General features: G+C 67.1%; 21 protein-coding genes and 1 pseudogene. 5 read left to right on the forward strand and 17 right to left on the reverse strand.

Going from position 1 to position 25,251, the window contains the following annotated elements; translation table 11 throughout:
* A complete protein-coding gene (locus tag ACI1V7_RS09660) occupies window positions 1-1,707 on the reverse strand; it encodes a GspE/PulE family protein (protein ID WP_404531487.1) in 1,707 nt (568 codons plus the stop codon).
* Window positions 1,708-2,010: 303 nt separating this feature from the next.
* Between ACI1V7_RS09660 and ACI1V7_RS09665 the strand changes: the two genes are divergently transcribed.
* Genes ACI1V7_RS09665 through ACI1V7_RS09675 form a run of 3 tightly spaced genes read left to right on the forward strand, consistent with a single transcriptional unit; the run spans window position 2,011 to window position 7,475 of the window.
* A complete protein-coding gene (locus ACI1V7_RS09665) occupies window positions 2,011-5,487 on the forward strand; it encodes a PAS domain-containing protein (RefSeq protein WP_404531488.1) in 3,477 nt (1,158 codons plus the stop codon).
* Between the two features lie 45 nt (window positions 5,488-5,532).
* The gene (locus ACI1V7_RS09670; protein ID WP_404531489.1) at window positions 5,533-6,561 is read left to right on the forward strand and encodes a response regulator; all 1,029 of its coding nucleotides are present in this window, start codon (window positions 5,533-5,535) and stop codon (window positions 6,559-6,561) included.
* Window positions 6,558-7,475: a diguanylate cyclase domain-containing protein gene (locus tag ACI1V7_RS09675; protein ID WP_404531490.1), complete on the forward strand. Its 918-nt coding sequence runs from the start codon at window positions 6,558-6,560 to the stop codon at window positions 7,473-7,475. Before ACI1V7_RS09670 ends, ACI1V7_RS09675 begins: the two co-directional genes overlap by 4 nt.
* A 16-nt stretch (window positions 7,476-7,491) precedes the next feature.
* Here ACI1V7_RS09675 and ACI1V7_RS09680 read toward each other — a convergent pair whose 3' ends face one another.
* The 10 genes and pseudogenes from ACI1V7_RS09680 to ACI1V7_RS09725 form a co-directional block, all read right to left on the reverse strand.
* Window positions 7,492-7,956, reverse strand: coding sequence for a MaoC family dehydratase (locus tag ACI1V7_RS09680; RefSeq protein ID WP_404531491.1), 465 nt, complete (start codon window positions 7,954-7,956; stop codon window positions 7,492-7,494).
* Window positions 7,953-9,115: pseudogene (locus tag ACI1V7_RS09685) on the reverse strand (acyl-CoA dehydrogenase family protein). Before ACI1V7_RS09685 ends, ACI1V7_RS09680 begins: the two are co-directional and overlap by 4 nt.
* 8 nt (window positions 9,116-9,123) lie before the next feature.
* On the reverse strand, window positions 9,124-10,326 hold the full coding sequence (locus ACI1V7_RS09690; protein ID WP_404531492.1) for an acyl-CoA dehydrogenase family protein: 1,203 nt from the start codon (window positions 10,324-10,326) through the stop codon (window positions 9,124-9,126).
* Between the two features lie 209 nt (window positions 10,327-10,535).
* Entirely contained in the window at window positions 10,536-11,270 is a 735-nt protein-coding gene (locus ACI1V7_RS09695; RefSeq protein ID WP_404531493.1) for a PEP-CTERM sorting domain-containing protein, read from the reverse strand.
* 214 nt (window positions 11,271-11,484) lie between these two features.
* Window positions 11,485-13,758, reverse strand: a complete 2,274-nt coding sequence (locus ACI1V7_RS09700) for a carboxy terminal-processing peptidase (protein ID WP_404531494.1) — start codon at window positions 13,756-13,758, stop codon at window positions 11,485-11,487.
* 156 nt (window positions 13,759-13,914) lie between these two features.
* Window positions 13,915-14,490, reverse strand: a complete 576-nt coding sequence (locus tag ACI1V7_RS09705; RefSeq protein WP_404531495.1) for a hypothetical protein — start codon at window positions 14,488-14,490, stop codon at window positions 13,915-13,917.
* A gap of 48 nt (window positions 14,491-14,538) precedes the next feature.
* Entirely contained in the window at window positions 14,539-15,090 is a 552-nt protein-coding gene (locus ACI1V7_RS09710) for a thymidine kinase (RefSeq protein ID WP_404531496.1), read from the reverse strand.
* A gap of 99 nt (window positions 15,091-15,189) precedes the next feature.
* A complete protein-coding gene (locus tag ACI1V7_RS09715) occupies window positions 15,190-15,792 on the reverse strand; it encodes a PEP-CTERM sorting domain-containing protein (RefSeq protein WP_404531497.1) in 603 nt (200 codons plus the stop codon).
* Window positions 15,793-15,974: 182 nt separating this feature from the next.
* Window positions 15,975-18,293, reverse strand: a complete 2,319-nt coding sequence (locus ACI1V7_RS09720; protein WP_404531498.1) for a penicillin acylase family protein — start codon at window positions 18,291-18,293, stop codon at window positions 15,975-15,977.
* Window positions 18,294-18,334: 41 nt separating this feature from the next.
* Window positions 18,335-19,132: a hypothetical protein gene (locus ACI1V7_RS09725; protein ID WP_404531572.1), complete on the reverse strand. Its 798-nt coding sequence runs from the start codon at window positions 19,130-19,132 to the stop codon at window positions 18,335-18,337.
* A 179-nt stretch (window positions 19,133-19,311) separates the two neighbouring features.
* Here ACI1V7_RS09725 and ACI1V7_RS09730 point away from each other — a divergent pair, with 179 nt between their 5' ends.
* A complete protein-coding gene (locus ACI1V7_RS09730; RefSeq protein ID WP_404531499.1) occupies window positions 19,312-19,503 on the forward strand; it encodes a hypothetical protein in 192 nt (63 codons plus the stop codon).
* A 216-nt stretch (window positions 19,504-19,719) separates the two neighbouring features.
* Here ACI1V7_RS09730 and imuA read toward each other — a convergent pair whose 3' ends face one another.
* Window positions 19,720-20,463 (reverse strand): translesion DNA synthesis-associated protein ImuA, encoded by a 744-nt coding sequence (gene imuA, locus ACI1V7_RS09735; RefSeq protein WP_404531500.1) that lies wholly within the window; start codon window positions 20,461-20,463, stop codon window positions 19,720-19,722.
* Window positions 20,464-20,572: 109 nt separating this feature from the next.
* On the opposite strand from imuA, the gene ACI1V7_RS09740 reads away from it, so the two are divergent.
* Window positions 20,573-20,776, forward strand: coding sequence for a hypothetical protein (locus ACI1V7_RS09740; RefSeq protein ID WP_404531501.1), 204 nt, complete (start codon window positions 20,573-20,575; stop codon window positions 20,774-20,776).
* A gap of 12 nt (window positions 20,777-20,788) precedes the next feature.
* Here the strand turns inward: ACI1V7_RS09740 and ACI1V7_RS09745 are convergent, their stop codons facing one another.
* The 5 genes from ACI1V7_RS09745 to ACI1V7_RS09765 all read right to left on the reverse strand — a co-directional run bounded on the left by ACI1V7_RS09745 (window position 20,789) and on the right by ACI1V7_RS09765 (window position 25,249).
* Window positions 20,789-22,018 (reverse strand): helix-turn-helix domain-containing protein, encoded by a 1,230-nt coding sequence (locus tag ACI1V7_RS09745; RefSeq protein ID WP_404531502.1) that lies wholly within the window; start codon window positions 22,016-22,018, stop codon window positions 20,789-20,791.
* Window positions 22,019-22,031: 13 nt separating this feature from the next.
* Window positions 22,032-22,583 (reverse strand): lysis system spanin subunit, encoded by a 552-nt coding sequence (locus ACI1V7_RS09750; RefSeq protein ID WP_404531503.1) that lies wholly within the window; start codon window positions 22,581-22,583, stop codon window positions 22,032-22,034.
* A complete protein-coding gene (locus ACI1V7_RS09755) occupies window positions 22,580-23,056 on the reverse strand; it encodes a glycoside hydrolase family 24 protein (protein WP_404531504.1) in 477 nt (158 codons plus the stop codon). The genes ACI1V7_RS09750 and ACI1V7_RS09755 overlap by 4 nt, the downstream gene beginning before the upstream one ends.
* A gap of 1 nt (window position 23,057) precedes the next feature.
* Window positions 23,058-23,441, reverse strand: a complete 384-nt coding sequence (locus ACI1V7_RS09760; protein ID WP_404531505.1) for a hypothetical protein — start codon at window positions 23,439-23,441, stop codon at window positions 23,058-23,060.
* Between the two features lie 65 nt (window positions 23,442-23,506).
* Window positions 23,507-25,249, reverse strand: a complete 1,743-nt coding sequence (locus tag ACI1V7_RS09765; protein ID WP_404531506.1) for a right-handed parallel beta-helix repeat-containing protein — start codon at window positions 25,247-25,249, stop codon at window positions 23,507-23,509.
* Between the last annotated feature and the right edge of the window lie 2 nt (window positions 25,250-25,251).

Consider the following 25,251-nt stretch of genomic DNA (forward strand, 5'->3'; position numbering starts at 1 on the left):
TTATTCGTCCATCTGGTTCGACACGCGCATGGCTTCCGCCACCGTCGTGCGGCCCGCGATGGCCAGGCGCACGGCGCTGCGGCGCAGCGTCTCGCCGCGCATCTCGGCATGCGCCACCTTGAGGAAGTGCGCCGGATCCGGATGGTTGACGGCTTCGTTGACGGCGCGCGTCATCTCCAGCAGTTCGTAGACGCCCGTGCGGCCGCGGTAGCCCGTGCCGTTGCAGTGCGAGCAGCCGCGCCCGTGGAACAGCGGCACGGCCTCGGCCCGGTCGCCCAGCTCGGCGCGCAGCCAGGTGCGTTCGGCCGCCGGGGCCTGGTGCGGCTCCGAGCAGCTCTCGCAGATCACGCGTACGAGACGCTGCGCCAGCACGGCCTGCAGCGAGCCGCCCACCATGTAGCGCGGCACGCCCATGTCCATCAGGCGCAGCGGCGTCGATGCCGCGTCGTTCGTGTGCAGCGTCGACAGCACCAGGTGGCCCGTCATCGCCGCGCGCAGGCCGATCTGCGCCGTTTCCTGGTCGCGCATCTCGCCCACCAGCACGATGTCCGGGTCCTGGCGCAGCGCGGAACGCAGCACGCGCGCGAACGACAGCTCGATCTTGTCGTTGACCTGCACCTGGTTGATGCCGGGCAGGCGGTACTCGACCGGGTCTTCCACGGTGATCAGCTTCTTCTCGACGGAGTTCAGCTCGGACAGCGCCGAATACAGCGTCGTCGTCTTGCCGGAACCCGTCGGCCCAGTCACCAGCACCAAACCGTTGGGACGCTGGACGATGGCGCGGAAACGCTCGACGAGACGCGGGGCCATGCCGATCGCGTCCAGGCGCAGCGTGCTGCCGACCTGGTTCAGCAGACGCATGACGACCGATTCACCATACTGCGTGGGCATCGTCGAGATACGCACGTCGATGCGCTGGTTCCTCACCTTCACGGCGAAGCGGCCGTCCTGCGGCAGGCGCTTTTCCGAGATGTCGAGGTCGGCCATCAACTTCAGGCGCAGCGCCAGCGGCGTGGCGATCTTGATGTCCGCCTCGGTCTGCAGGTGCAGCACGCCGTCGATGCGGAAGCGGATCTGCAGGCGGCCGTCCTGCGGCTCGATGTGGATGTCGGAAGCGCGCACCTGGGCGGCATCGTCGAACACGGATTGCAGCAGCTTGACGACGGGCGCTTCTTCGAGGCCGGAACTGGCGCTCAGGGCCCCGAAGTCGACCGACGTGGCGTCGCCCAGGTCCTGCTCCAGTTCGCGCGCCAGGCCCGTGATCTCGCCCGTGCGGCGGTAGATGCGGTCGATCGCCTGCAGCACCTCGGTCTCGTTGACGACGGCCAGCTCGACGCCCTTCTTGAGCAGGCGCGCGATCTCGTCATAGGCGAACAAGTCGGTCGGGTCCGAGACGCCGACGAGCACCGTCTCGCCGCGGTCTTCCAGCACGATGGCGCGGAACCTGCGCGCGGCCGTCTCTGGCAGCGTGCGCACGAGTTCCTGGTTGATGTTGTAGAACTTGAGGTTGATCGTGGGGATGCCGAGCTGGCGCGCCAGCGCACCGGCGATCTGCTCCTCGGTGACGAAGCCGTTGTCCACGAACACGCGCCCGAGCTTGCGCCCGCTGCGCTTCTGGTCGGCGAGCGCCTGGTTCAGCTGGTCTTCCGACAGCAGCTTCTGTTGCACCAGGATTTCCCCCAGCCGGACTTTTTCTGGCCTCGCCATGACACGCCTTCGTTTCGAACATATGCAATCCGGCAATTTTACGTCAGAAAACTGAAAATTGATCCAAGGAATTACTTTCGGTTCCCAACCGTATCCGCCACGCAACCGAAAATTCGGGGTCAGAGCACATTTTCAAGATCTTTTCTCAACAAATCCCTTTTGTTTCAGCGGCTTACGACCGTTCGGCAACGAAAAATGTGCTCTGACCCCGAATTCGGGTGCGTGGGGGACGGTCGCGTATCGTCGAGAGTGGCAGAATGGAATCGGCACCCGCCGGGTGCCCTTGCCGTGGTGGAGCCTGCATTGCAGCTGTTACAACGACGTTCGCTTCCTTCGATACGCGCCAAGCTGGTCTGGCTGGTGCTCGGCTGCGCACTGCCGATCGTCGCCGGCTACTTCGTCTTCGCGACCGATGCCGACCAGCGCGAGCGCGCCCACATCGCCAACGATGCCGAGATGATCGCGCGGGCGCTGGCCGCCGGCGTCGACCGCGACCTGGCCAACGGCGAGACGGCCGCGCGCACGCTGGCCATCGACGCCAGCCTGGCGCGCGGCGACCTAGCCGCCTTCCACGCGACGGCGCGCCGCCTGCTGCGCCCCGAACTGCCGTCCCATGCCTTCGTGCTGCACGGGCCGGACGGCGCCGTCCTGCTCGACACCCGGCATGCGTTCGGCAGCCGCCTCGGCCCCTCCGGCGACGAGGCCGACGTGCGCGCCGTGTTCGCGCAAGGCGACGCTGTCACCTCCGGCCTGCACCGGGGCAGCGATGCGGATCCATGGGTGATCTCGATCGCCGTACCCGTCTGGCGCGACGGCAAGGTGGCGTATGTGCTGTGCGTGGAATTGCGCCCGCGCCGCTTCGGTGAACTGCTGGCCAGCCAGCACCTGCCGGCGCACTGGAGCGCGCGCATCTTCGACAACCGCCGGCGCCTGGTCGCGCGCAGTGGCGAACGGCTGCGCGCGCTCGGCGCCCCGATGCGGCCGGAACTGGCCGCCGCCCTGCCGCGCGCGCCGACCGGGCTGGTCGCCGTGCGCCAGCAACGGGACGGCGACACGCAGCCGGCCTGGATCGCCTATGCGCGCACGCCGGCGCACGACTGGACCGTGGCGATCGGCTTCCCGCGCCACGCCGCGCGCGAGCTGCTCGGCCCCGCGCCCGGCACGACGTTCTCCTGGATCGGCGCCATGCTGGCCGTCAGCCTCGTGCTGGCCTGGCGCATCGGCGGCTCCATCGCCGATTCCGTCCGCGCGCTGACGGCGCCCGCCGCGGCGCTGGGTCGGGGCGAACCGCTCGCCATCCCGCCGCTGGCGATCCGCGAAGCGGCGCAGGTGGCGCGCGCGCTGGGCAAGGTGGAGGACGAGCTGCAGCAGTACCGCTCGAACCTGGAAGCGCGGGTGGCCGAACGCACCCGCGAGCTGCAGCGCTCCAGCGCCCTGCTCGGGACCGTGTACGCGACCGCCCCCGTCGGCCTGGCGTTCCTGGATCGCAGCCTGCGCGTGGTCATGATCAACGACTACCTGGCGCGCGTGAACGCGCTGTCCGCCGCCGCCCACATCGGCCGCACCCTTCCCGAACTGCTGGGCGAACGCGGCGTCGCGATCGAGCGTCCCTACCGCGAGGTGCTGGCCACGGGCCGTCCCCTGATCGCGATCGAGGACAGCGGCCCGTCGCCGGCCGAGCCGGACACGATGCGCCACTGGATGTGCAGCTACTATCCCGTGTACGGACCGGAGCGCGAACTGGTCGGCATCAATGCCGTCGTGCTCGACATCACGGAGCGCAAGCGCCAGGAACAGCGCAACCGCGACAACGAGGAACTGTTCCGCGCCCTGTTCGAAGGCTCGGGCGACGCCCACGTGCTGATCGCCTACGGCGCCGGCTTCGTCAGCGCCAACCAGGCCGCCGCCGCGCTGTTCGGCGTCGAGCGCGCGGACGATGTGCTGTCCCTGTCCCCGGTCAGCACGTCTCCCGAGCTGCAGCCGGGCGGACGGCGCTCGGACGAGGCCGCGCTCGCCTACATGCGCCAGGCGCTGGAGATGGGCAGCTGCCGCTTCGAGTGGGTGCACCGGCGCCGCGACGGCACCCTGTTCGACGCCGACGTGCTGCTGAACGCCGTCGACATCGGCGGTAAGGGCATCGTCCAGGGCACGATCCGCGACATCACGGCACGCGTGCGCACGCAGGCGGCGCTGCAGGCGTTCAGCGAACGCCTGGAGGCGAGCGAACGCATGATCCGCACCGTGACGGACCACCTGCCGGCCCTCGTCGGCTACTGGGACGCGGGGCTGCGCTGCCGCTTCGCCAACCAGCCCTACCTCGACTGGCTGGGACGCCCCGCGGCCGAGGTGATCGGCCATACGGCCCAGGAACTGATGGACGAGGCGCAGATGGCGCAGGTACGGCCGCACATCGCACGGGTGCTGGCGGGCGAGCGGGTGTCCTTCGAGCGCCGCCTGCAGCGCAAGGGCTCGGACCAGGTGATCGATGCCTGGGGCAACTACATCCCGGACGTCGACGATACGGGCCGCGTACAGGGCTTCTACATGCTGCACACGGACGTGACGGAGCTGAAAAGGACCCAGTCGCGCCTGGAGGAGGCGCTGCACGCGGCCCAGGCGGCCAGCAACGCCAAGGGCGCGTTCCTCGCCAACATGAGCCACGAGATCCGCACGCCGATGAACGCCATCATGGGCCTGGCGCGGATGCTGCAGGACGCGGGCCTGGGCCCGCGCGAGCACGCCTATGTGGAGCGCATGCAGATGGCCGCCAGGACGCTGCTGTCGATGCTGAACGACGTGCTCGACTACTCGAAGATCGAGGCCGGGCAGCTGGCGCTGGAGCGCACCCCGTTCAGGCTGGACGATGTCCTGGCCAGCATCGGCGTGCTGGCCGCCGCGGGCGCCTGGAACAAGGGGGTCGAACCCGTGTTTGCGGTGGCGCCCGGCGTCCCGGACGCGCTGGTGGGCGATCCGATGCGCCTCCAGCAGGTGCTGCTGAACCTGTTCGGCAATGCCGTCAAGTTCACCGAACGCGGCGAGGTGGTGCTGTCGATCGGCTGCCTGGCGCGCCGCGTGGAGCCCGACGGAGAACAGGTGCAACTGGCGTTCGGCGTGCGCGACACGGGCATCGGCATCGCGCCCGACCAGCAGGCACGCATGTTCGAGGCATTCTCGCAAGCGGACAGTTCCACCAGCCGCAAGTATGGCGGCACGGGACTGGGCCTGGCGATCAGCCGGCGCCTCGTCGACGCGATGGGCGGCGAGCTGGCCGTGGAGAGCGCGCCCGGCCAGGGCACCACCTTCCGCTTCTCGGCCTGGTTCGGTGCGGGAGCGGCGCGATCGCCGGCCTGTCCGCACGCGGCGCCTGGACGGACGGTGCTCGTGGCCGACGACAACGCCAGCGCCCGTGCCGCGCTGGCCGCCGCCCTCGCGGCGGGCGGCTGGGACGTCGACACCGCCATCGACGGCGCGCAGGCGCTCGCGCTGCTGCGCGCCGGCAAGCGCTACGCGCTGGCCTTCGTCGACGCCGGCATGCCGCATACGGACGGCCTCGCCGTCATCGCCGCCGCCGGCCGCGGCGCCGATCGAACTTCGCCGCCGCGCTGGATCCTGCTCGCGGCCGATGCGGAGCGCGCGCGCCTCGACGCCCACGCGGCCGGCCTGCACGTGGACGCCGTGCTGGCCAAGCCGTTCACGCCGCAAGGGCTCGCCGATGCGCTCGCCGAGGCGCACTGCGGCGACGCCGGGCCGCAGCACGTGCCTCCAGGGGCGCCTGAGTAGCCGCTCCCGCCGCCACGGCCGGCCGCGCGGCTGGCCGGCCTGCGCGTGCTCGTCGTCGAAGACAACGTCCTGAACCGCGAAGTGGCGCACTACGTGCTGGCGCACGCCGGGGCCGCCGTCGATTTCGCGCCGGACGGCCAGGCCGCCGTCGCCATGCTGGCCGAGGACGCGTCCCGCTACGACGCCGTGCTGATGGACTTGCAGATGCCCGTCATGGATGGCTACGAGGCCACGGCCGCCATCCGCGCCATGGGCTTGTCCGCCCTGCCCGTGATCGCGATGACGGCCAACGCCTTCGAGGAAGACCGCCGGCGCGCGCTGGACGCCGGCATGGACGACTACATCGCCAAGCCGGTCGACCTCGACGAACTGGTCGCCACGCTGGAGCGCTCGGGCGCTCGGGCGCGGACAGCCGGCACGGACGGCGTCACGCGCCCCATGGAGAGCGGCCAGCGGATGCCGGCGCGCATTTCCGGCGTCGACCTCGACGCCGCGCTGCCCCGCTTCGGCGGCAACGTCGCGGCCTTCGCGGCGCTGTTCGGGCGCTTCACGCAATCGCAGGGCGGCGCCGCGGACGCCATCCGCGCCAGCCTGGCTGCGGGCGACCGCGTGGGCGCGTCCCACGCCGCCCACCGCCTGCGCGGCGTGGCCGCCAACCTGGGCGCCACCGAGGTCGCGCGGCTGGCGCTGGAACTGGAACAGGCGCTGCGCGGCGACGCCGCCGCAGCGCCGGCGCCGCAACGGCTGTTGCTGGAGCTCGATCGGGCGCTGCACCAAGTGCTGGACGCCGCGCGCGACCTGGCCCCGCCGGACGGCCCGGCGCCGGCGCCGGACCCCGCGCCCTCGCCCTCGCCCACCGGACACGCGGCGCTGCGGCACGCGTTGGCGCATCTGCTGGATTTACTCCACAATAACAACATGAAGGCAATCGCACAGTTCGAGAGCATGCGCCCGGCGCTGGCGCGGCAGGTGCCGGCGGCACTGCCGGCCCTGGCGGACGCCCTGGCCGTGCTGGATTTCGACGGGGCCGCGCGCCTGGTGCGCGGGATACTGGACATGGAGGCGAAGGCATGAGCTGGACCGACATGGCGGCGGGCGGCCGCATCCTGGTCGTCGACGATGCGATGGAAAACATCCAGATCCTGCATGGCGCCCTGCAGGACGAGCACGAGGTGCTGTTCGCGCTGGACGGCCGGCGCGCGCTCGAGATCGCCCGCACCCAGCACCCCGACCTGATCCTGCTCGACGCCGTCATGCCGGACATGGACGGCCATGCCGTCTGCCGGGAATTGCTGGGGAACCCGGACACGGCCGACATCCCGATCATCTTCGTCACTGCGCTTACCTCGCCCGAGGACGAGACGCGGGCGCTGGACGCGGGCGCCGCCGACTTCATCGGCAAGCCGGTGAACGCGGCCGTCGTGCGCGCCCGCGTGCGCACCCAGCTCACCGTCAAGCGCCAGCGCGACGCCCTGCGCGCGCTGATCCTCACCGATTCGCTGACCGGCGTGGCCAACCGGCGCGCGTTCGACGAGCGCATCGACGCCGAATGGCGCCGCTGTGGGCGCGCCCACCTGCCGGTGGCGCTGATCCTCGTCGACATCGACCACTTCAAGCTGTACAACGACCACTACGGCCATCCGGCCGGCGACGCCACGCTGGTGCAGGTGGCCGGCGCCATGCGGCGCGCCGCCGCGCGTACCCAGGACCTGGTGGCGCGCTACGGCGGCGAGGAGTTCGCGATCCTGCTGCCCCAGCTCGACGCCAAGGGCGCCACGGGCGTCGCCCACCGCCTCATGGACGAACTGGCCGCCCTCGACATCCCGCACACGGCGTCGCCCACAGCGCCGCGGCTGACGGCCAGCATGGGCATCTCGAGCATGGTCCCCGGCGACCTGAGCGCGCCGGCCGACCTGGTGCAGGTGGCCGACGCCCTGCTCTACCAGGCCAAGGCCGGCGGCCGCAACCAGTACCGGACCATGGGCTGAGCGGATGGGCTGAGCGCTATGCGGCGGGCCGCCGTCCGAACATCCCCATGCCCTCCACGGTGCAGACGGTCTCGCCGTGCTGGTTGATCGCGACCCAGGTCGACCACACGACGCCGCGGTCCGGCTTGGAACTGGACGGCTTGACGTTTACCGTGCGGTAACGGACGTTCAGCGTGTCGCCGGCGCGCACGGGCGCGAGCCAGCGCACGCCGTCCAGGCCGGGCGAACCCATGCTCGACGAACGGCTCAGCAGGCCGTCGACCACGAGGCGCATCATCATGCTGCAGGTATGCCAGCCGCTCGCGATCACGCCGCCGTAGATCGAGGCGCTGGCCGCCGCGGCATCGACGTGGAAGGGCTGCGGGTCGAAAGCCGTGGCGAAGGCGACGATCTCCTCTTCCGTCACGCTGCGCGTGCCCAGGTCGATGTCCTGGCCGGCGTGGAAATCCTCGAAGTACCACGCGATGCGGGGGGTGCTCATGCGGCCTCCGCGCCGAGGTTGGCGGCAAAGCCCGGCTGGGCGATGAAGCGCGCCAGGTGGTGGTCGCAATCGCCCAGCGCCAGCTCGATCGTCGACAGGCGCTTGAACCAGTGCGCGGCAGGCAGCTCGTCGGTCACGCCCATGCCGCCGTGCAGCTGCACCGCCTGCTGGCCGACGAAGCGTGAAGCCTGGCCGACGCGGTACTTGGCCGCCGACACGGCGGCGCGCCGCTCCCCGGCGTCGCCGCCGTCGATGCGCACGGCCGCCAGCAGCGCCAGCGAGCGGGCCTGCTCCAGGTGCACATACATGTCCGCCATGCGGTGCTGCAGGGCCTGGAACTTGCCGATGGGGACGCCGAACTGCTGGCGCGTCTTGAGGTAGTCGAGCGTAACCGCGAACAGCGCATCCATCGCACCGATGGCTTCCGCGCACAGCAGGCCGGCGCCCACGTCGAGCACCTCGTCCAGGATCGCCCAGCCCCGTGCTCGCGCCCGACCAGCATCGTGGCGTCCACGCGGACGCCGTCCAGCAGCACGTCGGCCCCGCGCTGGCCGTCCAGCATGCGGTAGCCGGTCACGCGCACGCCGGGCGTGGCGGCCGGCAGCGCGAACAGCGTGATGCCGTCCTCGTCGCGCTGGCCGCCGCGGGTACGCGTGGACACGACCAGCACGTCGGCCGCGGCGCCCTGCAGCACGACCTTCTTCTCGCCGCTCAGCACCCAGCCGTCGCCGTCGCGGGCGGCACGGGTCGCCACGTCGCGCATGTCGTGGCGCGACTGGCGCTCGCCCAGCGCGCAGGCCAGCTTGGCGGCGCCGGTGCCGACCCGTTCCAGCAGCGCGCCGAAGCGTGCGCCGTCATCGGCCAGCACCAGGCACTTCGCCCCCAGCACGGTGGCGAGGTAGGGCTCGACGACGAGACCGCGGCCCAGTTCCTGCATCACCAGGTAGCCGTCCAGCGCGCCGCCGTCGAAGCCGCCATATTGCGCCGGCAGCGGCAGCGCGAGCAGGCCCAGTTCGGCCATCGTGGCCCAGGCGGCCGGAGAATCTCCCGTCTCCGACGCCACGATGGCGCGCCGCGCCTCGAAGCCGTAATCCTTCGCGATCCAGCGCTTGACGGCATCCGCCAGCTGCAGCTGCTCTTCCTTGAAATTGAAGTCCATGGTATTCCTCACAGTCCCAGGATCATCTGGGCAATGATGTTGCGCTGGATCTCGTTCGAGCCGCCGTAGATCGAGGTCTTGCGATAATTGAAGTAATGCGCCAGCAGCGGCGCCGCATCGTCGTCGCCGATGACGCTGTGGTCGGTTTCGCCGGACAGGTAGGCGGGATCGAACGGCAGCGCCAGCGGCCCGACGGCTTCCACCATCAATTCCGTCAGGCGCTGCTGGATCTCGGTGCCGCGCACCTTCAGCACGGAGGCTTCCGGCCCGGGCGCCTGGTCGGCCCGTGCCAGCACGCGCAATACCGTCATCTCGAGCGCCATCAGCTCGATCTCGAGGTCGGCGACCTTGGCCGCGAACAGCGGATCGTGCAGCAGCGGCCGGCCGTCCTTGTGTTCGCGCAGCGCGAGACGCTTCAGGCGCGCCAGCTCGCGCTTGGAACGGCCCACGCCGGCGATGCCCGTGCGCTCGTGCCCCAGCAGGTACTTGGCATAGGTCCAGCCCTTGTTTTCCTCGCCGACGAGGTTGGCGACCGGCACCCGCACATTGTCGAAGAAGACTTCGTTGACCTCGTGCTCCTCGTCGAGCATCACGATCGGCCGCACCGTCACGCCGGGGCTGTGCATGTCGATCAGCAGGAAGGAGATGCCCTCCTGCTTGCGCACGTCGGGGTCGGTGCGCACGAGGCAGAAGATCATGTCGGCGTGCTGGGCCAGCGTAGTCCAGGTCTTCTGGCCGTTGACGACGTAGTGCTCGCCGTCGGCGTCGACGCCCCGTACGGCACGCGTCTTGAGCGACGCGAGGTCGGAGCCGGCGCCCGGTTCCGAATATCCCTGGCACCACCAGTCCTCGCAGGACAGGATGCGCGGCAGGTAGTAATCCTTCTGCTGCTGGCTGCCGAAGGCCATGATCACGGGCGCCACCATGTTCACGCCGAACGGCAGCACTGGCGGCGTGCCGGCGCGGGCGCACTCTTCCTCGAAGATATGGCGCTGCACGGGCGTCCAGCCCGGCCCGCCGTAGGCGCTCGGCCAGCCCGGCGCCGCCCAGCCCTGGCGCGCGAGGATGCGGTGCCAGCGCACGTAGTCGTCCTTGTCCAGCCGCAGGTGGTTGATGACCTTGGCGCGCAATTCCGCAGGCAGTTCGGCCGCGATGAATGCGCGCACGGCGTGCCGGAAGGCCAGGTCGTCGTCGCTGTAATGCAGGTCCATGTCGTCTCCTTTGTTATGGCGGCCGTTGCCCATCCGGAGAAATAGCACGACCGTGCAGAAGATTGTACCTGAAAGTGGCCGCGTGAAAACGGCCGAGCAAACGACGTCGTCCCTGCCCGGGCAGGGGCCCGAGTACTGCGCGCGTCGCGATGACGTGCGCAAACTGGGGCCCTGCCCGCGCAGGGACGATGTGGGAAACGCGGCGTTGCTTAACGCTGGCGGCGACGCGACATGCTCGCGACGCCAAGAATGCCGGCCAGCATCAGGGCGATGCTCGACGGCTCCGGCACCTCGGCGGAAGGCTTGCTCTCCACCGGCGCATCGGTACCGATGTTGCCGCCGGACGTATCGTCGCCGGTGATCGGATCGAGGGCGCCCGAGCCCGGGACGCTGATGCTGCCGCCGCCCGTCGAGCCACCCGTGGAGCCGCCGGTCGATCCGCCAGTGGAACCGCCCGTGGAGCCGCCGGTGGAACCGCCCGTCGAGCCACCCGTGCTGCCGCCGACGGCGCCGCCGGTCGAGCCGCCGCCCGACGCCGCGCCCGTGCCGCCGGTCGTGACGGTCATGTTGTCGCCCGAACCCACGACGGACACGCTGTTACCCAGCAGGGCCGCGATCTTGGCATTGCTCATGCCGACGAGGTAGCTGCCGTCGATGCCCTGCACGACTGCGACCTGGTTGCCCGCCTGGTTGGCGCTCGCCTTGTTGTACAACGCCTGTGCCACGCTGGCGCTGCCGTAGGAAACGCCGCCGATCAGCGAGGTACCGCTGCCCAGCACGCCGGAACCGACGACATCGGTACCGTTGCCTGCGGTCCAGCTGGACAGGTATCCGGATTGGGTCGTCGTCCCAGCCGGCGCTGCGGTTGCCGGCAGGACATCGGCTTGGGCAGCACAGGCGCTCCCGATCAGGAAAGCGGCAGCGATGAGGTGACGAGTTGACATATAGTGCTCCTTACTCAGTCTAGAAAGTTATTTTTAATGTAACTGCTGAGTTAATGTAGCACAAGTAAAAAAATAGCAACGTTCGTTTGCGCACGTACAAAAAAAAACAGGACTCCCCGAGGGGAGCCCTGCTCATTCAACCCTTCACCCTTTTCGAGTAGCCAGATTGCCTGGCTGCGGAACCGTGTTTTTAATACAACATGCTCCGCATTAATTATTTCAACGAAGACAAGTATGGCATCGTCCGGCTGGCCATGCGGGTGTCGGCGCGCAGCATGCCGGACTCGTCGGCCAGGATGTGCGCAGCTTCCTGCAGGTACACGTCCTTGGCATTCTTGGCCGCCTTCTCGGCCGCCAGCTCCGCCGCCAGGCTGCGTTCGTCGCCCTGCAGGCCATCGTCGGCGCCCGGACGGCCCTTGGTCGACACATTGCTCTTCTTCGGCGTGGTCGGGGCCGGCACCTTGCCGCGCTGTTCCTTGCTGCCCGGGCCGGCCACCGGCTCGTCGCCCTTGCCGCCGTTGTCGGCCAGGCGTGCCTCGCGCAGGCGCGCCTTGGCTTCCTGGTTCTCGCGCTCCTTGCGGCGCACCGCCTCGTTCAGCGAGATCACGTTGTCCTTGCGGATCTTCATGGCTTCGGCGATGTCCGACTCGATGTCGATGAAGTCCTTGTCCTTGGCGACGCGGGCCTCATGCTTCTTCTGCAGGGGGGCGATCAGCTCCTTCAGGTCGCCCGACGGCAGGTAGGTCGCCGGCTTGATCTGCACCCAGGGCAGCGCGTTGTCGTAGGACGATTCGCCGAAGCTCTCGGCATCCGACGTCACCGGCAGCTTGATGTCCGGCGTCACGCCGCGCAGCTGGGTGGTGCCGCCGTTGATGCGGAAGAACTGGGCGATGGTCATCTTCAGCTCGCCGTACTTCAGCTTGTCGTTCTGCGAGAAGCGGTCGAGGTTGATCAGCGTCTGCACGGTACCCTTGCCAAAGCTCGGTTCGCCGATCACGATGCCGCGGCCATAGTCCTGGATGGCGGCGGCGAAGATTTCCGACGCCGACGCCGAGCCGCGGTTGATCAGCACGCCCATCGGGCCGTCCCAGGCCAGGCCGGCGTTGGTGTCGCTCTCGACCTCGACGCGGCCTTCGGCGGTACGCTGCTGCACCACGGGGCCCTTGTCGATGAACAGGCCGGTCAGCTCGACGGCCTCGATCAGCGAGCCGCCGCCGTTGTTGCGCAGGTCGATCAGCACGTTGTCGACCTTTTCCTTCTTGAGTTCGCCAAGGATGCGCTGGACGTCGCGGGTGGCGCTCTTGAAGTCCTTGTCGCCCTTGCGGCGCGCTTCGAAGTCCTGGTAGAAGGTCGGCAGCGAGATGATGCCGATGCGGCGCTTCACGCCGCCATCCTTGACCTCGATGATCTGCTTCTTGGCCGACTGCTCTTCCATCGTGATCTTCTTGCGCACGAGGGCGACGGTGATGTGCTTGCCGTCCTGGCCGGCATCCGCCGGCAGCACGTCCAGGCGCACGGTCGAATCGCGCTCGCCGCGCACCAGCTGCACGACGTCGTCGATGCGCCAGCCCATCACGTCCGTGAACTGGCCATTGCCCTGGGCCACGCCGACGATGCGGTCGCCGACCTTCAGCTTGCCCGACTTGTCGGCCGGCCCGCCCGGCACCACTTCGCGGATGACGGTGTAGTCCTCGCGCGACTGCAGCACGGCGCCGATGCCGTCCAGCGACAGGCGCATGGCGATGTCGAAGTTCTCGGCCGAACGGGGGCCCAGGTAGTTCGTGTGCGGTTCGATCGCCATCGCGTAGGCGTTCATGAACATCTGGAACACGTCTTCGTTGTTCAGCTTCTTGAGGCGGGTCTGGTAGCCCTCGTAGCGCTTGTCGAGGGTCTCGCGGATCGCCTTGTCGTCCTTGCCGGCCAGTTTCAGGCGCAGCCAGTCGTTCTTGACCCGCTTGCGCCACAGGTCGCGCGCCTCGTCCTCGCTCTTGGCCCACGGGGCCTTCTCGCGGTCGATCTGCAGCGACTCGTCCGTGGTGAAATCGAACTTGCCCTTGGCAACCAGGTCGCGCGCATAGGCCATGCGGTCCGAGAAGCGCTGCTGGTAGGTGCTGAAGATCTGGAACGGCAGCGTCAGGTCCTCGTTGTTGATGGCGTCGTCGAGCTTGGTGCGCGCCGGCGCGAAGCCGTCGATGTCGGCCTGGGTGAAATACAGCTTCTCGCTATCGAGCGACTTGAAATAGGCATCGAAGATCTTGGCCGACATGGCATCGTCCAGGGGCACGGCCTTGTAGTGGTAGCGCGAGAGCACGCGCGACGCCCACAGCGCGGCCTGGGTCTGGGCGACGGACGGCTTGAGCTGCGCGGACGGGCCGGCCTGGGTGGCCACGGCCGGCTGAACGGGTGCTGCCACCTTCTCCGGCTGCGCCGTAACGACGTGGGCGGACATGGCCAGGGCCAGCGACACCATCAACATCTGCTTCTTCATGCTTTCTTTCTCCGGGGACGGGAACGGTATTCGGCGGGCACGGCCCGCCGCGCCAACACAGCGGCGCCTGCGATTCATTCTACAGGATAGCGGACGGACGTAGAGTCGGCCTGCACGTTTGTTCAGCGGCGCTTAAGCGGGGCGTAAGTCGGTGTTTCAGGCTTTTACAAATCGAAACAGACCCGGCGGCAGCCAGTACAGGACGCCGGCGACGGGGACGGCCAGCAGGTAGGGCCAGCTGCGCAGCGACAGTTTCCAGTCCACGGGCGACGGCCAGAACGACAGGAACTGCGGCGCCAGCACGAGGGTCAGCGCCAGGTCGACGGGACCGAAGTGCCAGGTGCCCCGCGTGCGCCACCAGGCCACCGTGATGGGTACCAGCAGTACCAGGAACGGCGCCAGCGCGGCGGGCGCCGCGTTGTACCAGCGCAGGTTGGCGAAGGTGACCGAACCCAGCTCCCAGGTCCGGCCCGTGCGGCGCGGCACGATCGAGAAATTGGTCGGTTCGGCGCCCAGCAGCAGCCCGACCGAGAAATGCGCGAGTTCGTGGCACAGCGTGCCGACGGCGCTGAAGACGAAGAACAGCGGATGCGCGGCCGTCACGATCCACAGCAGGAAGGCCAGCGCCAGCGAGGGCGTGAGGTACAGCGCCATCTCCACCAGGCTGCATGCCCAGGCGGACAAGTGCGCCGGACAGCCTTGCAGCAGGCCGGTCAGCATGGCCTGCAACATGCTAGGCAACGCGCCATGCGACATCGTCCAGCCCCGGCGGTCCGCACGTCAGCCCGTGTAGAAGCAGCGGCCGCAGGCCTGGCGGTAGCTTTCGTTGCCGCCGATGCTGACCTGCTCGCCTTCGCGGATGCGCCGGCCTTCCGTGTCGACACGGATGTTCATCGTCGCCTTCTTGCCGCAGGTGCAGATGTTCTTGATTTCCTCGATGTCGTCGGCCAGGGCCAGCAGGTAGGCCGAACCGGGGAAAGGCTCGCCGCGGAAATCGCTGCGCAAGCCGTAGCAGATGACGGGCACGCCGCGCACCTGGGCCAGCTGGTGCAATTGCTGTACCTGCGTGGTGGTCAGGAACTGGGCTTCATCGACCAGCACGCATGCCACCTCGGGCGCACTGGCCAGGAAGTCGGTGTCACGGTCGAACACGGCGGTCTGGCGGTTCGGCCCCAGGCGCGACGTGATCTTGCCCACGCCGTAGCGGTCGTCGATGGCGGCCGTGTACAGCTGCACCTTCTGGCCCTGTTCTTCGTAGTTGTGGGCCACCTGGAGCAGCGATGTCGACTTGCCGGCGTTCATCGCCGAATACCTGAAATAGAGTTTTGCCACGGCCCTGCCCTGCGAGAAAAATTGCAAAATTATAGCAAGCAGGACGGAGCCGGCGCCAGCGCCAGCGACGCCTCCCTTCGTCGATGGCGCCGGCAAACATCAGCGGCGGCGACGCGCTGCCACGCCCAGCAGGCCGACGCCGGCCAGCAGCATGCCGTAGGTCGCCGGTTCCGGCACGGCCAGCACGACGTTGTTGGCGGTCGGCCAGTACAGGCCGCCGTCACCGGCCACCGTGACCGACGTCAGCGCCGTATCGGACACGAAGCCCAGGAAGGTGCTGGTGGTCGTGCCGTTGAGCGCGTAGTCCAGCGTGCTGCCGTCGGCGGCCGCCAGCACGAGGTTGCCGATGACATACTGGCCCGAGATGTTGGAAGTGAAGAAATTGCCGCCAAAGGCATTCACGCCGCCCGTGAAATTCTGGAACACGATGGGCGTATAGGCGTTCTCGTTGGACAGCCAGTAGTCGCCGCCCGTCCCGCCCGCGCCCCACAGGCCGTCCGGCGAATACGCCTGGTAGCCGTAGGTGCCGGCGGTGCGGTCCAGCGTGGTGGCGTAGGGCACGACGCGCAGGTCGTCGAAGGTGTCATAGCCCGGCGCCGACACGGCGCTCAGGAAAGCGGCCTGGCTCGTGTAGACGGTGATGGCGGCTTGCGCACCCGAGCCGGCGCACAGCAGTGCAGCGGCGAGGCAAAGCGGTTTCATGGTTTTCAGCACGATTCGCTCCTGTTGGAAGGTCACGGTTGCAAATAAACGAGGAACCCGGATGGGCCGATCCCAGTTAATCCGAACTGCATGAATGTTGCAATCGTGCCAAGCGCATTTTGAGCTCGCTTTGCGCTACGTATAAGTGCGCGCATTCCGCCTAAGGCTGCTTTTACCGACCCTTATTCTCCAGGATGGTATTTTCGCTCAAGATATTTCTCGATATCTTCCTTGTAGAAGAGGACGTCCTTGAACTCGCCCCGGCTGTACATCTCGGCCTGGTCGGCAAAGTGCGGCGAGCGCGGATCGCTGCTCTGCCCGCCGGCGAGGATGCTCTTGGCGCGCACGCGCGGGCCGAATTCCACGGCGGCCACGAAGCTGTTGCCGCGGTCGCCGTAGATCCGCTTCGTGGTCTGCTTGGCGACCATGCCGAAGGACGCCAGCGAACCCCAGTTGGCGGAGGTGAAGGCGACCGGCCAGCTCGGCTTGGCGTCGTCGTAGCGCTGCTGGACGTCGCCACTGGCGCGCTGGAAGCGGTTGATCTCGCCCCAGGGCGTCTTCCAGCTGCCGAAGTCGGCCTGCAGCTTGTCGGAGGCACGGGCCAGCGCGTCGAGGCGTTCCTGCGGGCTCAGGCTCGTCTGGATGAAGTCGACCACCGGCACCCGCTTCGCGCGCGCGCGCTCCGCCGCCGCCTTGACCATGTCCTGGCCCCAGTACACGGCCAGCGAGGTCGGCACCGAATCGAGGGCGAAGCGCAGGTCCCAGGCGCGCAGCGCCGCGACCTGCGCGGCCAGGCGGCCCTTGAGCGCGTCGCCGGCCGGCAGCGCGTCCCAGTCGCGCACGACGGCCGGCACCAGCGGCTCGAAGGCCGTCAGGTAGCTGTCGTAGGATTTGGCGATCAGGCCGTCCAGCGTGAGATCCTTCGTGCCCTGCAGCACGCGTTCGGCGTGGATGCCGCGTGCGTTCTGCGGCAGCGACCACATATAGGCAGGATATGTCGAGCAATCCGGATTGCTGGCACCGAAGCCCGTGCACGGCCAGTTGTTGGTATTGGAGATGTAGCCGCTGGCCGGGTTGAACAGCGTGATCGTTTCCTTGATCTCGTGCAGGCCCTTCCACTCGGTGGCGGGATCGCTGCCGTCCACGGGGCGGGTCCAGTCGAAGCGGGGATCGCGGCGCGGGATGAAGTTGCCGTGGAAATAGGCGATATTGCCGTCCGCATCCGCGTACACGGTATTGTTCGAGGAATTGGTGCGCAGCTGCATGACCTTGTAGAAGTCGGCATAGTTGCGCGCCTTGGTGCGGCCATAGGACTGCATCAGCGCATGCATCGGATCGTCCATCATCCGGATCGACACCCACTTGCCACCCTCGCTGCGGATCACGGGACCATGCTGCGTGTAGTAGGCCGTGACGGTGCGCGTGGCCATGCCGCCGTTCGCCGTACGGTACGGCAGCGCGATGCGCTTTTCGCGCACGGGTTTCAGCTGGTCGCCGAACTTGTAGAAGAACTTGCCGCCCTTTTCCACCACCGTTTCCAGGTATTCGTCGATGACGTCGCCGCCGCCCGAGGTGTGCATCCAGCCGATGCGGTCGTTGAAGCCCTGGTAGATGAAGAACTGGCCCCAGGTGACGGCGCCATACGCATCCAGGCCCTCGTCGCTGACCATGTGCACTTCGGGACGGAAGTAGAACGAGGTATGCGGGTTGATCATCAGCAGCGGATGGCCGTCGGCCGTCAGCTTCGGCGCGATGGCAAAGCCGTTCGAGCCGGTCGGCTCCTTGTCGAAGCCCTTGTCGAACCCCTTGCCGAACTCCTTGCTGCCCAAGCCGTTCGCGTCCAGCGCGGCCAGCGCCACCGCCGGCGCGCCCGTCTGCGGGGCCCCGGCCTGCGGCGCCTTGCCGTAGAACTCGCCCAGGCGCTTCGTGTCGATCTCCTCGATGTCGCCGCCGATGCTGCCCTCGCTGAAGCTCAGGGCCATCCACGGCTCGAACCGCGCGAGCAGCTTCGGCTTGACCTGCGGATGCGAGGCCAGGTACCAGTTCAAGCCGTCGGCCCAGGCATTCATCAGCTGCTGCAGCCAGGCCGGGCTGTCCGCATACTTTGCCTTCAGCTCGGCCGGGTCGATGTACAGCTTCATGCGCAGGTCGGTCCAGATCTCCTTCTCGCCCTCCACCTCGGCCAGGCGACCCATCGCGTTGATGTAGTTCAGTTCGATGCGGTTGAAATCGTCTTCCGCCTGGGCATACACCATGCCGAACACGGCATCCGCATCCGTCTTGCCGAACACGTGCGGGATGCCCCATTTGTCGCGCAGGATCGTGACCCGCTGCGCCGTCGCCTTCATGCGCGCCAGCGCGGCGGCATCGAAGGCGGCGGCCTTGGCAGGCGCCGCCGCCGTGGCCGCCCGGGCCGGGGAAGCGAGCGGCAGCGCGGCGAGGGACGCGCAGCCAAGAACGGTCGAAGCGATCAGGCGCGAATGCAAACGGAAATGCGGCATCAATGGTTCTCCTGGGTGGGTGATGATCGGATGACGGCGGGTCAGGCGCCGGCGCCGAGCGCGGCCAGCTTCTGCCTGAGGACTTCGTTCTCGGTCAGCAGGGTCGCGACGCGGTCCTTCAGTTCGCCGACCTGGCTGCGCAGGGCCTTGACCTGTTCTTCCGGCGACTCGGGCACGACTTCCTTCTTCGGCTTGGCGCCCGCCTTCTGCTCGCGCACCTGGCGCGCGGCCTGCTGCAATTCCTTCCTGCCGCCGGCCACGGCCGCCACCTGGGCCTGCGCCGGCAGCGAGGCGACGGTCGCGGCGGCGCTCACCGAGATATCGCCCTTGCGCACGGCCTCGACGAGTTCCGGCGCCGCCGTCTTGCGGATGCGCTCGATCTGGCTCAGCGTATTGGCGGATACGCGGGCGGCCTTGGCCACGTCCTCGCGCGTGCTCCAGGGCGGGTCGACGGGATCCTCTTCCGCTTCGGGAGCGGGCTGGTCGGGCGGGGCCTCGGCCGCGCGCTGCGCCATGCGGGCGGCGACGATTTCCTTCTTGCGCAGCGCCAGCATGCCGCGCTGGAAGTCGGAGACGCTGCGGCGCGCCAGATTATTGTCGATGACCCACAGCATCACATCCTCGAGCGACTCGAAGCGGTCGTTCTGGACGGTGCGGAACGGGATGTCGTGCTTGCGGCAGATGTCGTAGCGGTTGTGGCCGTCGATCAGGACGTCGCGCCACAGCACGAGCGCGTCGCGGCAGCCTTCCGCCAGCAGGCTGCGTTCCAGTGCCGCGTACTCGACGGGCGTGAGCGGATCGATGAAGGAGCGGAGTTCCTCGTTGAGCGTGATATTCAATGTCATTCCTTGCCGATGTCAGGCGCGCACGCAACGGCGCGCGCGCCATCCGGCATGGTACAGCATCGAACGGCCGAGCCAAAGGGCGTCGTTGACGGATCGTCATGCCGCCACCGATCGCTCCCGTGCGCGCCCGCGAAACTGCTACAGTGGGTACAGGCCAACTCCGGGAGGATGCGATGAGCGCAACGAGCGAAACGACTACCGTGGTCGTCGACGGCAGGATCTATGACATGGGCAGCAGCGAGCGTGCGAGGGAGGCCGCGGAGTGGGTGTACGAACATCCGGACGAGGCGACCCAGTTCGAGGATCATTTCACGGATGCGGTGATCGTGGGGACGCCGGTGGGGTCGACGTTCAGGCAGCAATAGGGCCAGGCCGGTGCCGGCCATGGTGCCCGGAGCCGGGATCGAACCGGCACGCCGTTTCCGGCACGGGATTTTAAGTCCACAGGCAAAATTAATAAAATCAGCAGGTTAGCTGCATTTTATGTTCCGCAAACTTCGTTTTGGGTGACGATTTGCTCCCTATGAAGTGCGTTTCCCATGCTGCTTTTGCGGAACTCTTTTTAGGTCGTGCGCTTGGCATCAACGTACCATACTGGCCTCGACGCGGCGCGTCTCGCGACCACGTAGTTGCCTCTGCGCACCTGGCGCAGCTGCCGGTTGGCGAGGTACGTCGTAGTGCGGCCGGTGATGCGTAATGGGACCGACATGCATCGGCAAGAACAGGGTCTCGTCCGTCTGCGGCCCGCGGCGCTTCAAAAACTCGATCTCGACTCCGCCGGGCGCCGGATTTACGCCCAGGCGCAGAGGAGCAGGTGAAGCGTCTTTCACCGAGTACTGTGGCCGCATCATGAAGAACAGCGTCTCCCCGGATTGGGCCGCGAGGTGAAGACGTCGCGCACTCTCGTTACGGACCTGGTTCTGCCAGAACAGCAGCGCTCCGCAGCTGCCGCTCCGAAGAACCTGTTCTGCTGCCCACAGCTGGTCTGCCGTGCGCTCCGCTTTCACCCACACTACCGATGCGGGCGGCAATCCTAAGGCGGCCAGCGCAAGGGCCTTGGGCACATGTGGAGGCTGCATCAGGACGATCTTGTGATCGGCTACCTGCCTTAGTGCCGGCGCGAGGAAACGCAGCTCCCCTACGCCGGCCTGTCGAACCATTAGCTCCGTCAGCGTGCTAAGTGGCCATCCGCCGCCAGGTAGTTGATTCGATAAGCTGGGGTGACCGGTGTCGATACATCGAGCGTGCGAGCGCGCGAGCTGCGATGCTCGCCAGAGGGATGGATGTAGCGCCTCGGGGTTCGCCGCGATGGTCGACAGGGTCATGATGATGCCTCAACGAAATACTGTATGTTTGTACAGTATATCAAAGTAGCATCGCTTGTCACCTGCGCGATGTCAGGTGCGCAACTCAGAGCTTGGGGCACGATGCAGCATGATCGAGCGAACCGACCTTCTAACTGCCAGCCGCGTCGACCTGACGCTCATCCTGCTGCCGCTCATCGGCCGCTGGGAGACGGCGTGGGCGCTTGCCGCCAACGATGTGCCGCTTGAGGTCGCCGCGCGCGTCCTGGCCGAGCCTTGGCGCCGGCGAGCGATCGAGCCATACATGTTGGACGTCGTGCCGGCGACCTATTGACGACGCTTCGGGCTACACCGTATAGACCTCCCGCGCCTCCGGTGTAGCGATACAGGCACGACCAAGGCGCGCACGGATCTCCTGGATCGGCAAGACGCGGCGGCCGACCTCGCCATACATCTTGGAGCGCAGGACGACCGTGATCGACTTCCGATTCCGGTAGCCGGAATCGTGCGCCCACTTATCGAGGGCCGCCAGGTGGTTGAACGACTCGACGAAGATGCCCGGATGCTCTTTCATGACCATGCCGTGGTGCACATGGCCGACGTCGACATAGTGGAACTCGGTTTCGCCGTAGTCCTTGCGGAAGTCGTTCGTCATGACGTGGGCGAGTTGCGCCGGCCGGCACTTGTCGGAGTGGTGCGTCATCACCAACGTGTTGCCCATCCGGTAGGCGATGAACACGGAGTCGTTGTTCAGGATATGGACGCGGCCGGTGTGCCCGTAGGCAACCCGCAGCAGCTCGGCCATCCATATGTCATTGGTGCGACTGTGGTTGCCCTGGTTCACGATCACGTCGACGTGCTTAGCCTTGGTCAGCGCCTTCTCGACGATGAAGCGCATGACGCGTGAATAGACCTTGATCATCTTCGGGAACCGGGTGTCGCAGTCAAGTCTATGTCGGCTGGCCTGAGTTTCCCCCTCGAAATTTTCGTAGTGGGTTGCGTCACCGAGGTCGTTGATGACAAGGCGCTCGCAGTTCGGGAGCTCATCGATCAGAATGCCGATCGCGGCGCACAACTCCTGCTCCGCGATCTTCAGATCAAAATGCTCGCCCACCTCGTTGGCATGGGCCAGCATGCCGAGATGAGCGTCACCAATCTGGACCCAAGGGATCACGTCAGACTGAAAGTCTAGAGGCGCGGGCGATACGCTGACCGGCCCGACCTCATCCACGAAGCCGCAGGCGATGTCGCGAATGAGTTCAAGGAAAGCATCTTGCGAGGCGTTGGTCTTGACCCACTGGCCCGTCGGCTTACCGTCCTTGTCGTAATACGTCGAAATGCCGCGCAGTTGCTGCCCTGGCGCGATTGGATGCACCATATCATGCTGCGGGGAGTAGCCGCGCAGGGCCGCGGCGTTTCGGAGCCGGGCTATCGACTCCTGAACGGCGCTTTTCGCAACCCCCAGCGCCTTGGCCGCCTTCCGCATGCTGCCGTGCTGCTCGATGGCTTGAACGTATTCGATCTGCCGCACGGTGGCGAACTCGATCAGTTTCGGGTCGATGATGGTCTTGGTCATGCAATTCCTTCGGTTACTGCGTGTCGGCGGCCGTCTTCACGGCGTCGTAAGCTGCGATGCATCCGTCGAGGCGCTTGATGGCCTCGTTGCGGGTTTGCCGCGCCCATTCAAGATCGCTTGCCACTCGTCCGTCGAGATCGGCGATAACTGAGGCTCCCGGATCCACGCCGGCAGCGGAGGAACTTTCACCTTGTCCGGCTGGATCAGCTGCACGCGCGAGGGTGAGGACTGACAGCCGGCGACGGCCATCAGCAAGGTCAGACTGCAGAGCAGCCGATTTGGCTTGTTCATTTGCGAATTCCGTTTGCAGTTTTGATAGGCTGACCATCGCGCCGTCGAGCTTCGCCTGCGCGTTCCTCGTGCGGGCATTGGCATCCGCCAGTTCCGCGCGCGCCCGGCGGTCATTCTCGGCGTCGATCGCGTCGCGTCGTGCCGCCTCCAGGCTGATGCCTTGGCCGATCAGGTGCGAGCGGTACGCCAGCGCGCCGGCGGCCACCAGGATGCAAAGCGCCGTTATCGCGACCCAGCGCGGCACACCGAGGCGGGCAAGAATGGTGGCGATCATGCAACCACCCCGCCCTTCTTCCGATAGACCGCGGCGAGATCAGTAAGCTTGTTCTCGCGCTGGCCGTAGCCGGCGCCTGGCAGAGACGCCCACCGGCTGCGACACAGCCGCACGGCCTCATCGAAGCGGCCTGCCTCGATCGCGTCGAGCGCCTTGCACTCGCGAATCAGCTGAATGCACCACTTGTCTTGCGAGACGGGGCCGAAGTCCTTCAGCCCGAGCTTGGCTCGGTAATGATCCCAGTACCGGCCCATGAACTGGTACCGGCCGGCGGCATCGGAGTTCTGCGCCTCGGAGCGGCGGCGCGGGTGCTGCGCGTAGCTCGAGAACAGGATCGGCTGCGCCGGCGTCGAGCCAACGCAGACGTTGTAGCCATTGTCCGATTTCACGAGCAACAAGGAGCCGATCTCGCTTACCGCGATCATGTCGAGGAAGGCTGCGAGGTTGGGGTGAAGTCCTGTTGTAGCCGGCATGTCACTTCCCCAGGTTTCGTACTTCAGCGACGACGTCCGCCAGATCGGCGTTCTGTCGCTTGGCGATGTAGTTGAAAAGCCAGCGAACCAGAGCCCAGCCCGGGAGCCCGCACGCGAACACCAGGCCGAACATCGCGACAAGACCAATTGGTGAATTTGCCCAAGACTGCAGGCCGAAGTGCTGGATTACCGCCGCCCCGCCACCGATGGACGCCGCGAGGGTCGAGATGATACCGACTGCCCACTCTTTCGGGCTGCGCGGTGTCATCGCGCACATCACGACGACAGAGGCCAAGCCTGCCCCGATCGCGCCTGCGCCGGCCGCGCCGCCGAGAAGTTTCCAGCCGGCGGCACCTGCCGCTGCGCCAGTGATTGGTTCGCTCATTGAAGTTGCTTTCATTGGTATGTAGGTGCTGCAGAAGACCCGCCGAAGCGGGCCAAAGAGGAACATCAGGCGTCGACCAAGTCGAGCATGAGAGGCGTGAACGGCACGCCCTTTCGGAAGATCTTGTCGAGCAACGGCGAGCCGGCCAGCGCGGCGAACGTGTCGTCGACCAGGGTCGCGGCGGTCTTGTCGCCCGCGCCGCCCGTCGATAGCAGCGCCGGCGTCGGCGTGCCGTTGCTGTCCATCGTCAGGTTGCCGATCTGCTTAGGGATCGATGGGTCGTAGCAGTTGTCGCGGATGCTGGCCACGCTCGCCGCGGTGATCGCATAGACCGTCTGCCGGTGGAACACGTTGCCGAAGATCTCAACATTCGAACTGCTCTGGTCGAAGCGCACGCCACCAGTGCCACCGATGATCACGTTGTAGGCGATGATCGTCCGGGAGCCCTGCGTCTTCGACGTGCTGATCGCCGCGCAGCCGGTAAGCACTGGCGCGGTGCGCCGGTTCCGCCAGCTCCGCAGGCCACAGTCGATGATGAAGTTGCCCACGATGACGTGTCCGCCGGTGTCCGCAGGCGCGCTCGTGCCGCCGTAGAACTGGATGGCATTGCCCTCGGTGCCCCGAATCAGGTTGCCGTAGACCTGGCAGTCGCTCGTAGCGTCGTCCAGCCCGATGCCGACGCCCTCCGTGATGTTGTCGAGCGGGCCGCCCCAGTTCTTCGCGTAGCTGCAGTCGTTGAAGCGCACCACGTGGTTGCTGCAAGCATTAAGGGCGCTTCCGCCCGATAGCTCGATGCCGCGGCCGTAGAACGGCGCCAGGTTGCGGCCGGCGCGCCGGCACTTGTTCCACTCGATCAGGCACGAGCTCGACGGGTGAGCTGCGTTACCGGTGACGTGGATGCCGAAGCTGCCTTGGTCGTCGAACTTGTTGTGGTGGACCCAGACGCTGCTCGACGTGTACAGGAACACGCCATCGACCAGGTTGGCGACGTCGTTGTTGGCGACGATGATTGTTGCCGCCGCAGTGCCCTGAGGCCCGAACAAGTCCGCGCCCGCCGCCCAGCCGATGTAGATACCCGCTTTATCGGCGTGGGGCGACGGCTGGCCGCTGGCCGTGCGGATCCGGTTGTTCGTCACCCGCAGGCTGGTGATCGGCACGCCCGACGTCACCTTCACTGCGTGCGCGCCAGCCGGGCCACCATCTCCGACGATGATGTCATTGCCGTCGATGACGTTGTCGTCGAGCGCCTGGCTGCCAGCGAGAACGATGGCGTTGATCGACGCCGTCGATGTATTCGCCGTGGCCGCGATGATCTTATTGCGCAGCAGCTTGACCCGGCTGCACTTCTCCCCGTATAGCGCCGTGAGGTTGCTCGTCAGGTTACAGTCGGATATCTCGACGTCGCTGCCCAGCCACATGATCGGGGTGTCGCCCGTTACGCTCGAGCGCGCGCAGCGGATGTCGAGGTCCGACCACAGCATGAAGGTCTTCGGGCTGTTGAGGCCACCGGGCATGATCGTGTCCCCGATGCCGACGATCGGCTTCGGCAGCCAGAGGGTGTCGGCAGTGGCGTACGACATCACGGTCGTCTTGCCGTCGCCGGTACCGCTGGTCAGGCTCGGGAAGGCACCGATCCAGGTAGTGCCGCGCTTTTGCCTATAGACCACGCCGGCGCCGGTCGGGACGCTCGCCCACGTGTTGTAGGGGCTGGCCAGCGTGCCGTTGCCGTTGGTGTCCGAGCTGGGGTCGATGTAGACCACCGTGCCGGCTGGCGCGGTGGCGTTGGTACCGTCTGTCGGATCTGCCATTG

This window comes from Massilia paldalensis, assembly GCF_044901715.1.
Lineage (GTDB): Bacteria > Pseudomonadota > Gammaproteobacteria > Burkholderiales > Burkholderiaceae_D > Telluria > Telluria paldalensis.

Excerpts from the sequence above, each read along its gene's own strand:
- ACI1V7_RS09690 (WP_404531492.1), bottom strand. The coding sequence starts at position 10,326 with ATGGACCTGCATTACAGCGACGACGACCTGGCCTTCCGGCACGCCGTG.
- ACI1V7_RS09755 (WP_404531504.1), bottom strand. The coding sequence starts at position 23,056 with ATGCCGGCTACAACAGGACTTCACCCCAACCTCGCAGCCTTCCTCGAC.
- ACI1V7_RS09760 (WP_404531505.1), bottom strand. The coding sequence starts at position 23,441 with ATGAGCGAACCAATCACTGGCGCAGCGGCAGGTGCCGCCGGCTGGAAA.
- ACI1V7_RS09720 (WP_404531498.1), bottom strand. The coding sequence starts at position 18,293 with ATGCCGCATTTCCGTTTGCATTCGCGCCTGATCGCTTCGACCGTTCTT.
- ACI1V7_RS09680 (WP_404531491.1), bottom strand. The coding sequence starts at position 7,956 with ATGAGCACCCCCCGCATCGCGTGGTACTTCGAGGATTTCCACGCCGGC.
- ACI1V7_RS09675 (WP_404531490.1), top strand. The coding sequence starts at position 6,558 with ATGAGCTGGACCGACATGGCGGCGGGCGGCCGCATCCTGGTCGTCGAC.
- ACI1V7_RS09745 (WP_404531502.1), bottom strand. The coding sequence starts at position 22,018 with ATGACCAAGACCATCATCGACCCGAAACTGATCGAGTTCGCCACCGTG.
- ACI1V7_RS09740 (WP_404531501.1), top strand. The coding sequence starts at position 20,573 with ATGATCGAGCGAACCGACCTTCTAACTGCCAGCCGCGTCGACCTGACG.
- ACI1V7_RS09730 (WP_404531499.1), top strand. The coding sequence starts at position 19,312 with ATGAGCGCAACGAGCGAAACGACTACCGTGGTCGTCGACGGCAGGATC.
- ACI1V7_RS09660 (WP_404531487.1), bottom strand. The coding sequence starts at position 1,707 with ATGGCGAGGCCAGAAAAAGTCCGGCTGGGGGAAATCCTGGTGCAACAG.
- ACI1V7_RS09695 (WP_404531493.1), bottom strand. The coding sequence starts at position 11,270 with ATGTCAACTCGTCACCTCATCGCTGCCGCTTTCCTGATCGGGAGCGCC.
- ACI1V7_RS09715 (WP_404531497.1), bottom strand. The coding sequence starts at position 15,792 with ATGAAACCGCTTTGCCTCGCCGCTGCACTGCTGTGCGCCGGCTCGGGT.
- ACI1V7_RS09700 (WP_404531494.1), bottom strand. The coding sequence starts at position 13,758 with ATGAAGAAGCAGATGTTGATGGTGTCGCTGGCCCTGGCCATGTCCGCC.
- ACI1V7_RS09705 (WP_404531495.1), bottom strand. The coding sequence starts at position 14,490 with ATGTTGCAGGCCATGCTGACCGGCCTGCTGCAAGGCTGTCCGGCGCAC.
- imuA (WP_404531500.1), bottom strand. The coding sequence starts at position 20,463 with ATGACCCTGTCGACCATCGCGGCGAACCCCGAGGCGCTACATCCATCC.
- ACI1V7_RS09750 (WP_404531503.1), bottom strand. The coding sequence starts at position 22,583 with ATGATCGCCACCATTCTTGCCCGCCTCGGTGTGCCGCGCTGGGTCGCG.
- ACI1V7_RS09765 (WP_404531506.1), bottom strand. The coding sequence starts at position 25,249 with ATGGCAGATCCGACAGACGGTACCAACGCCACCGCGCCAGCCGGCACG.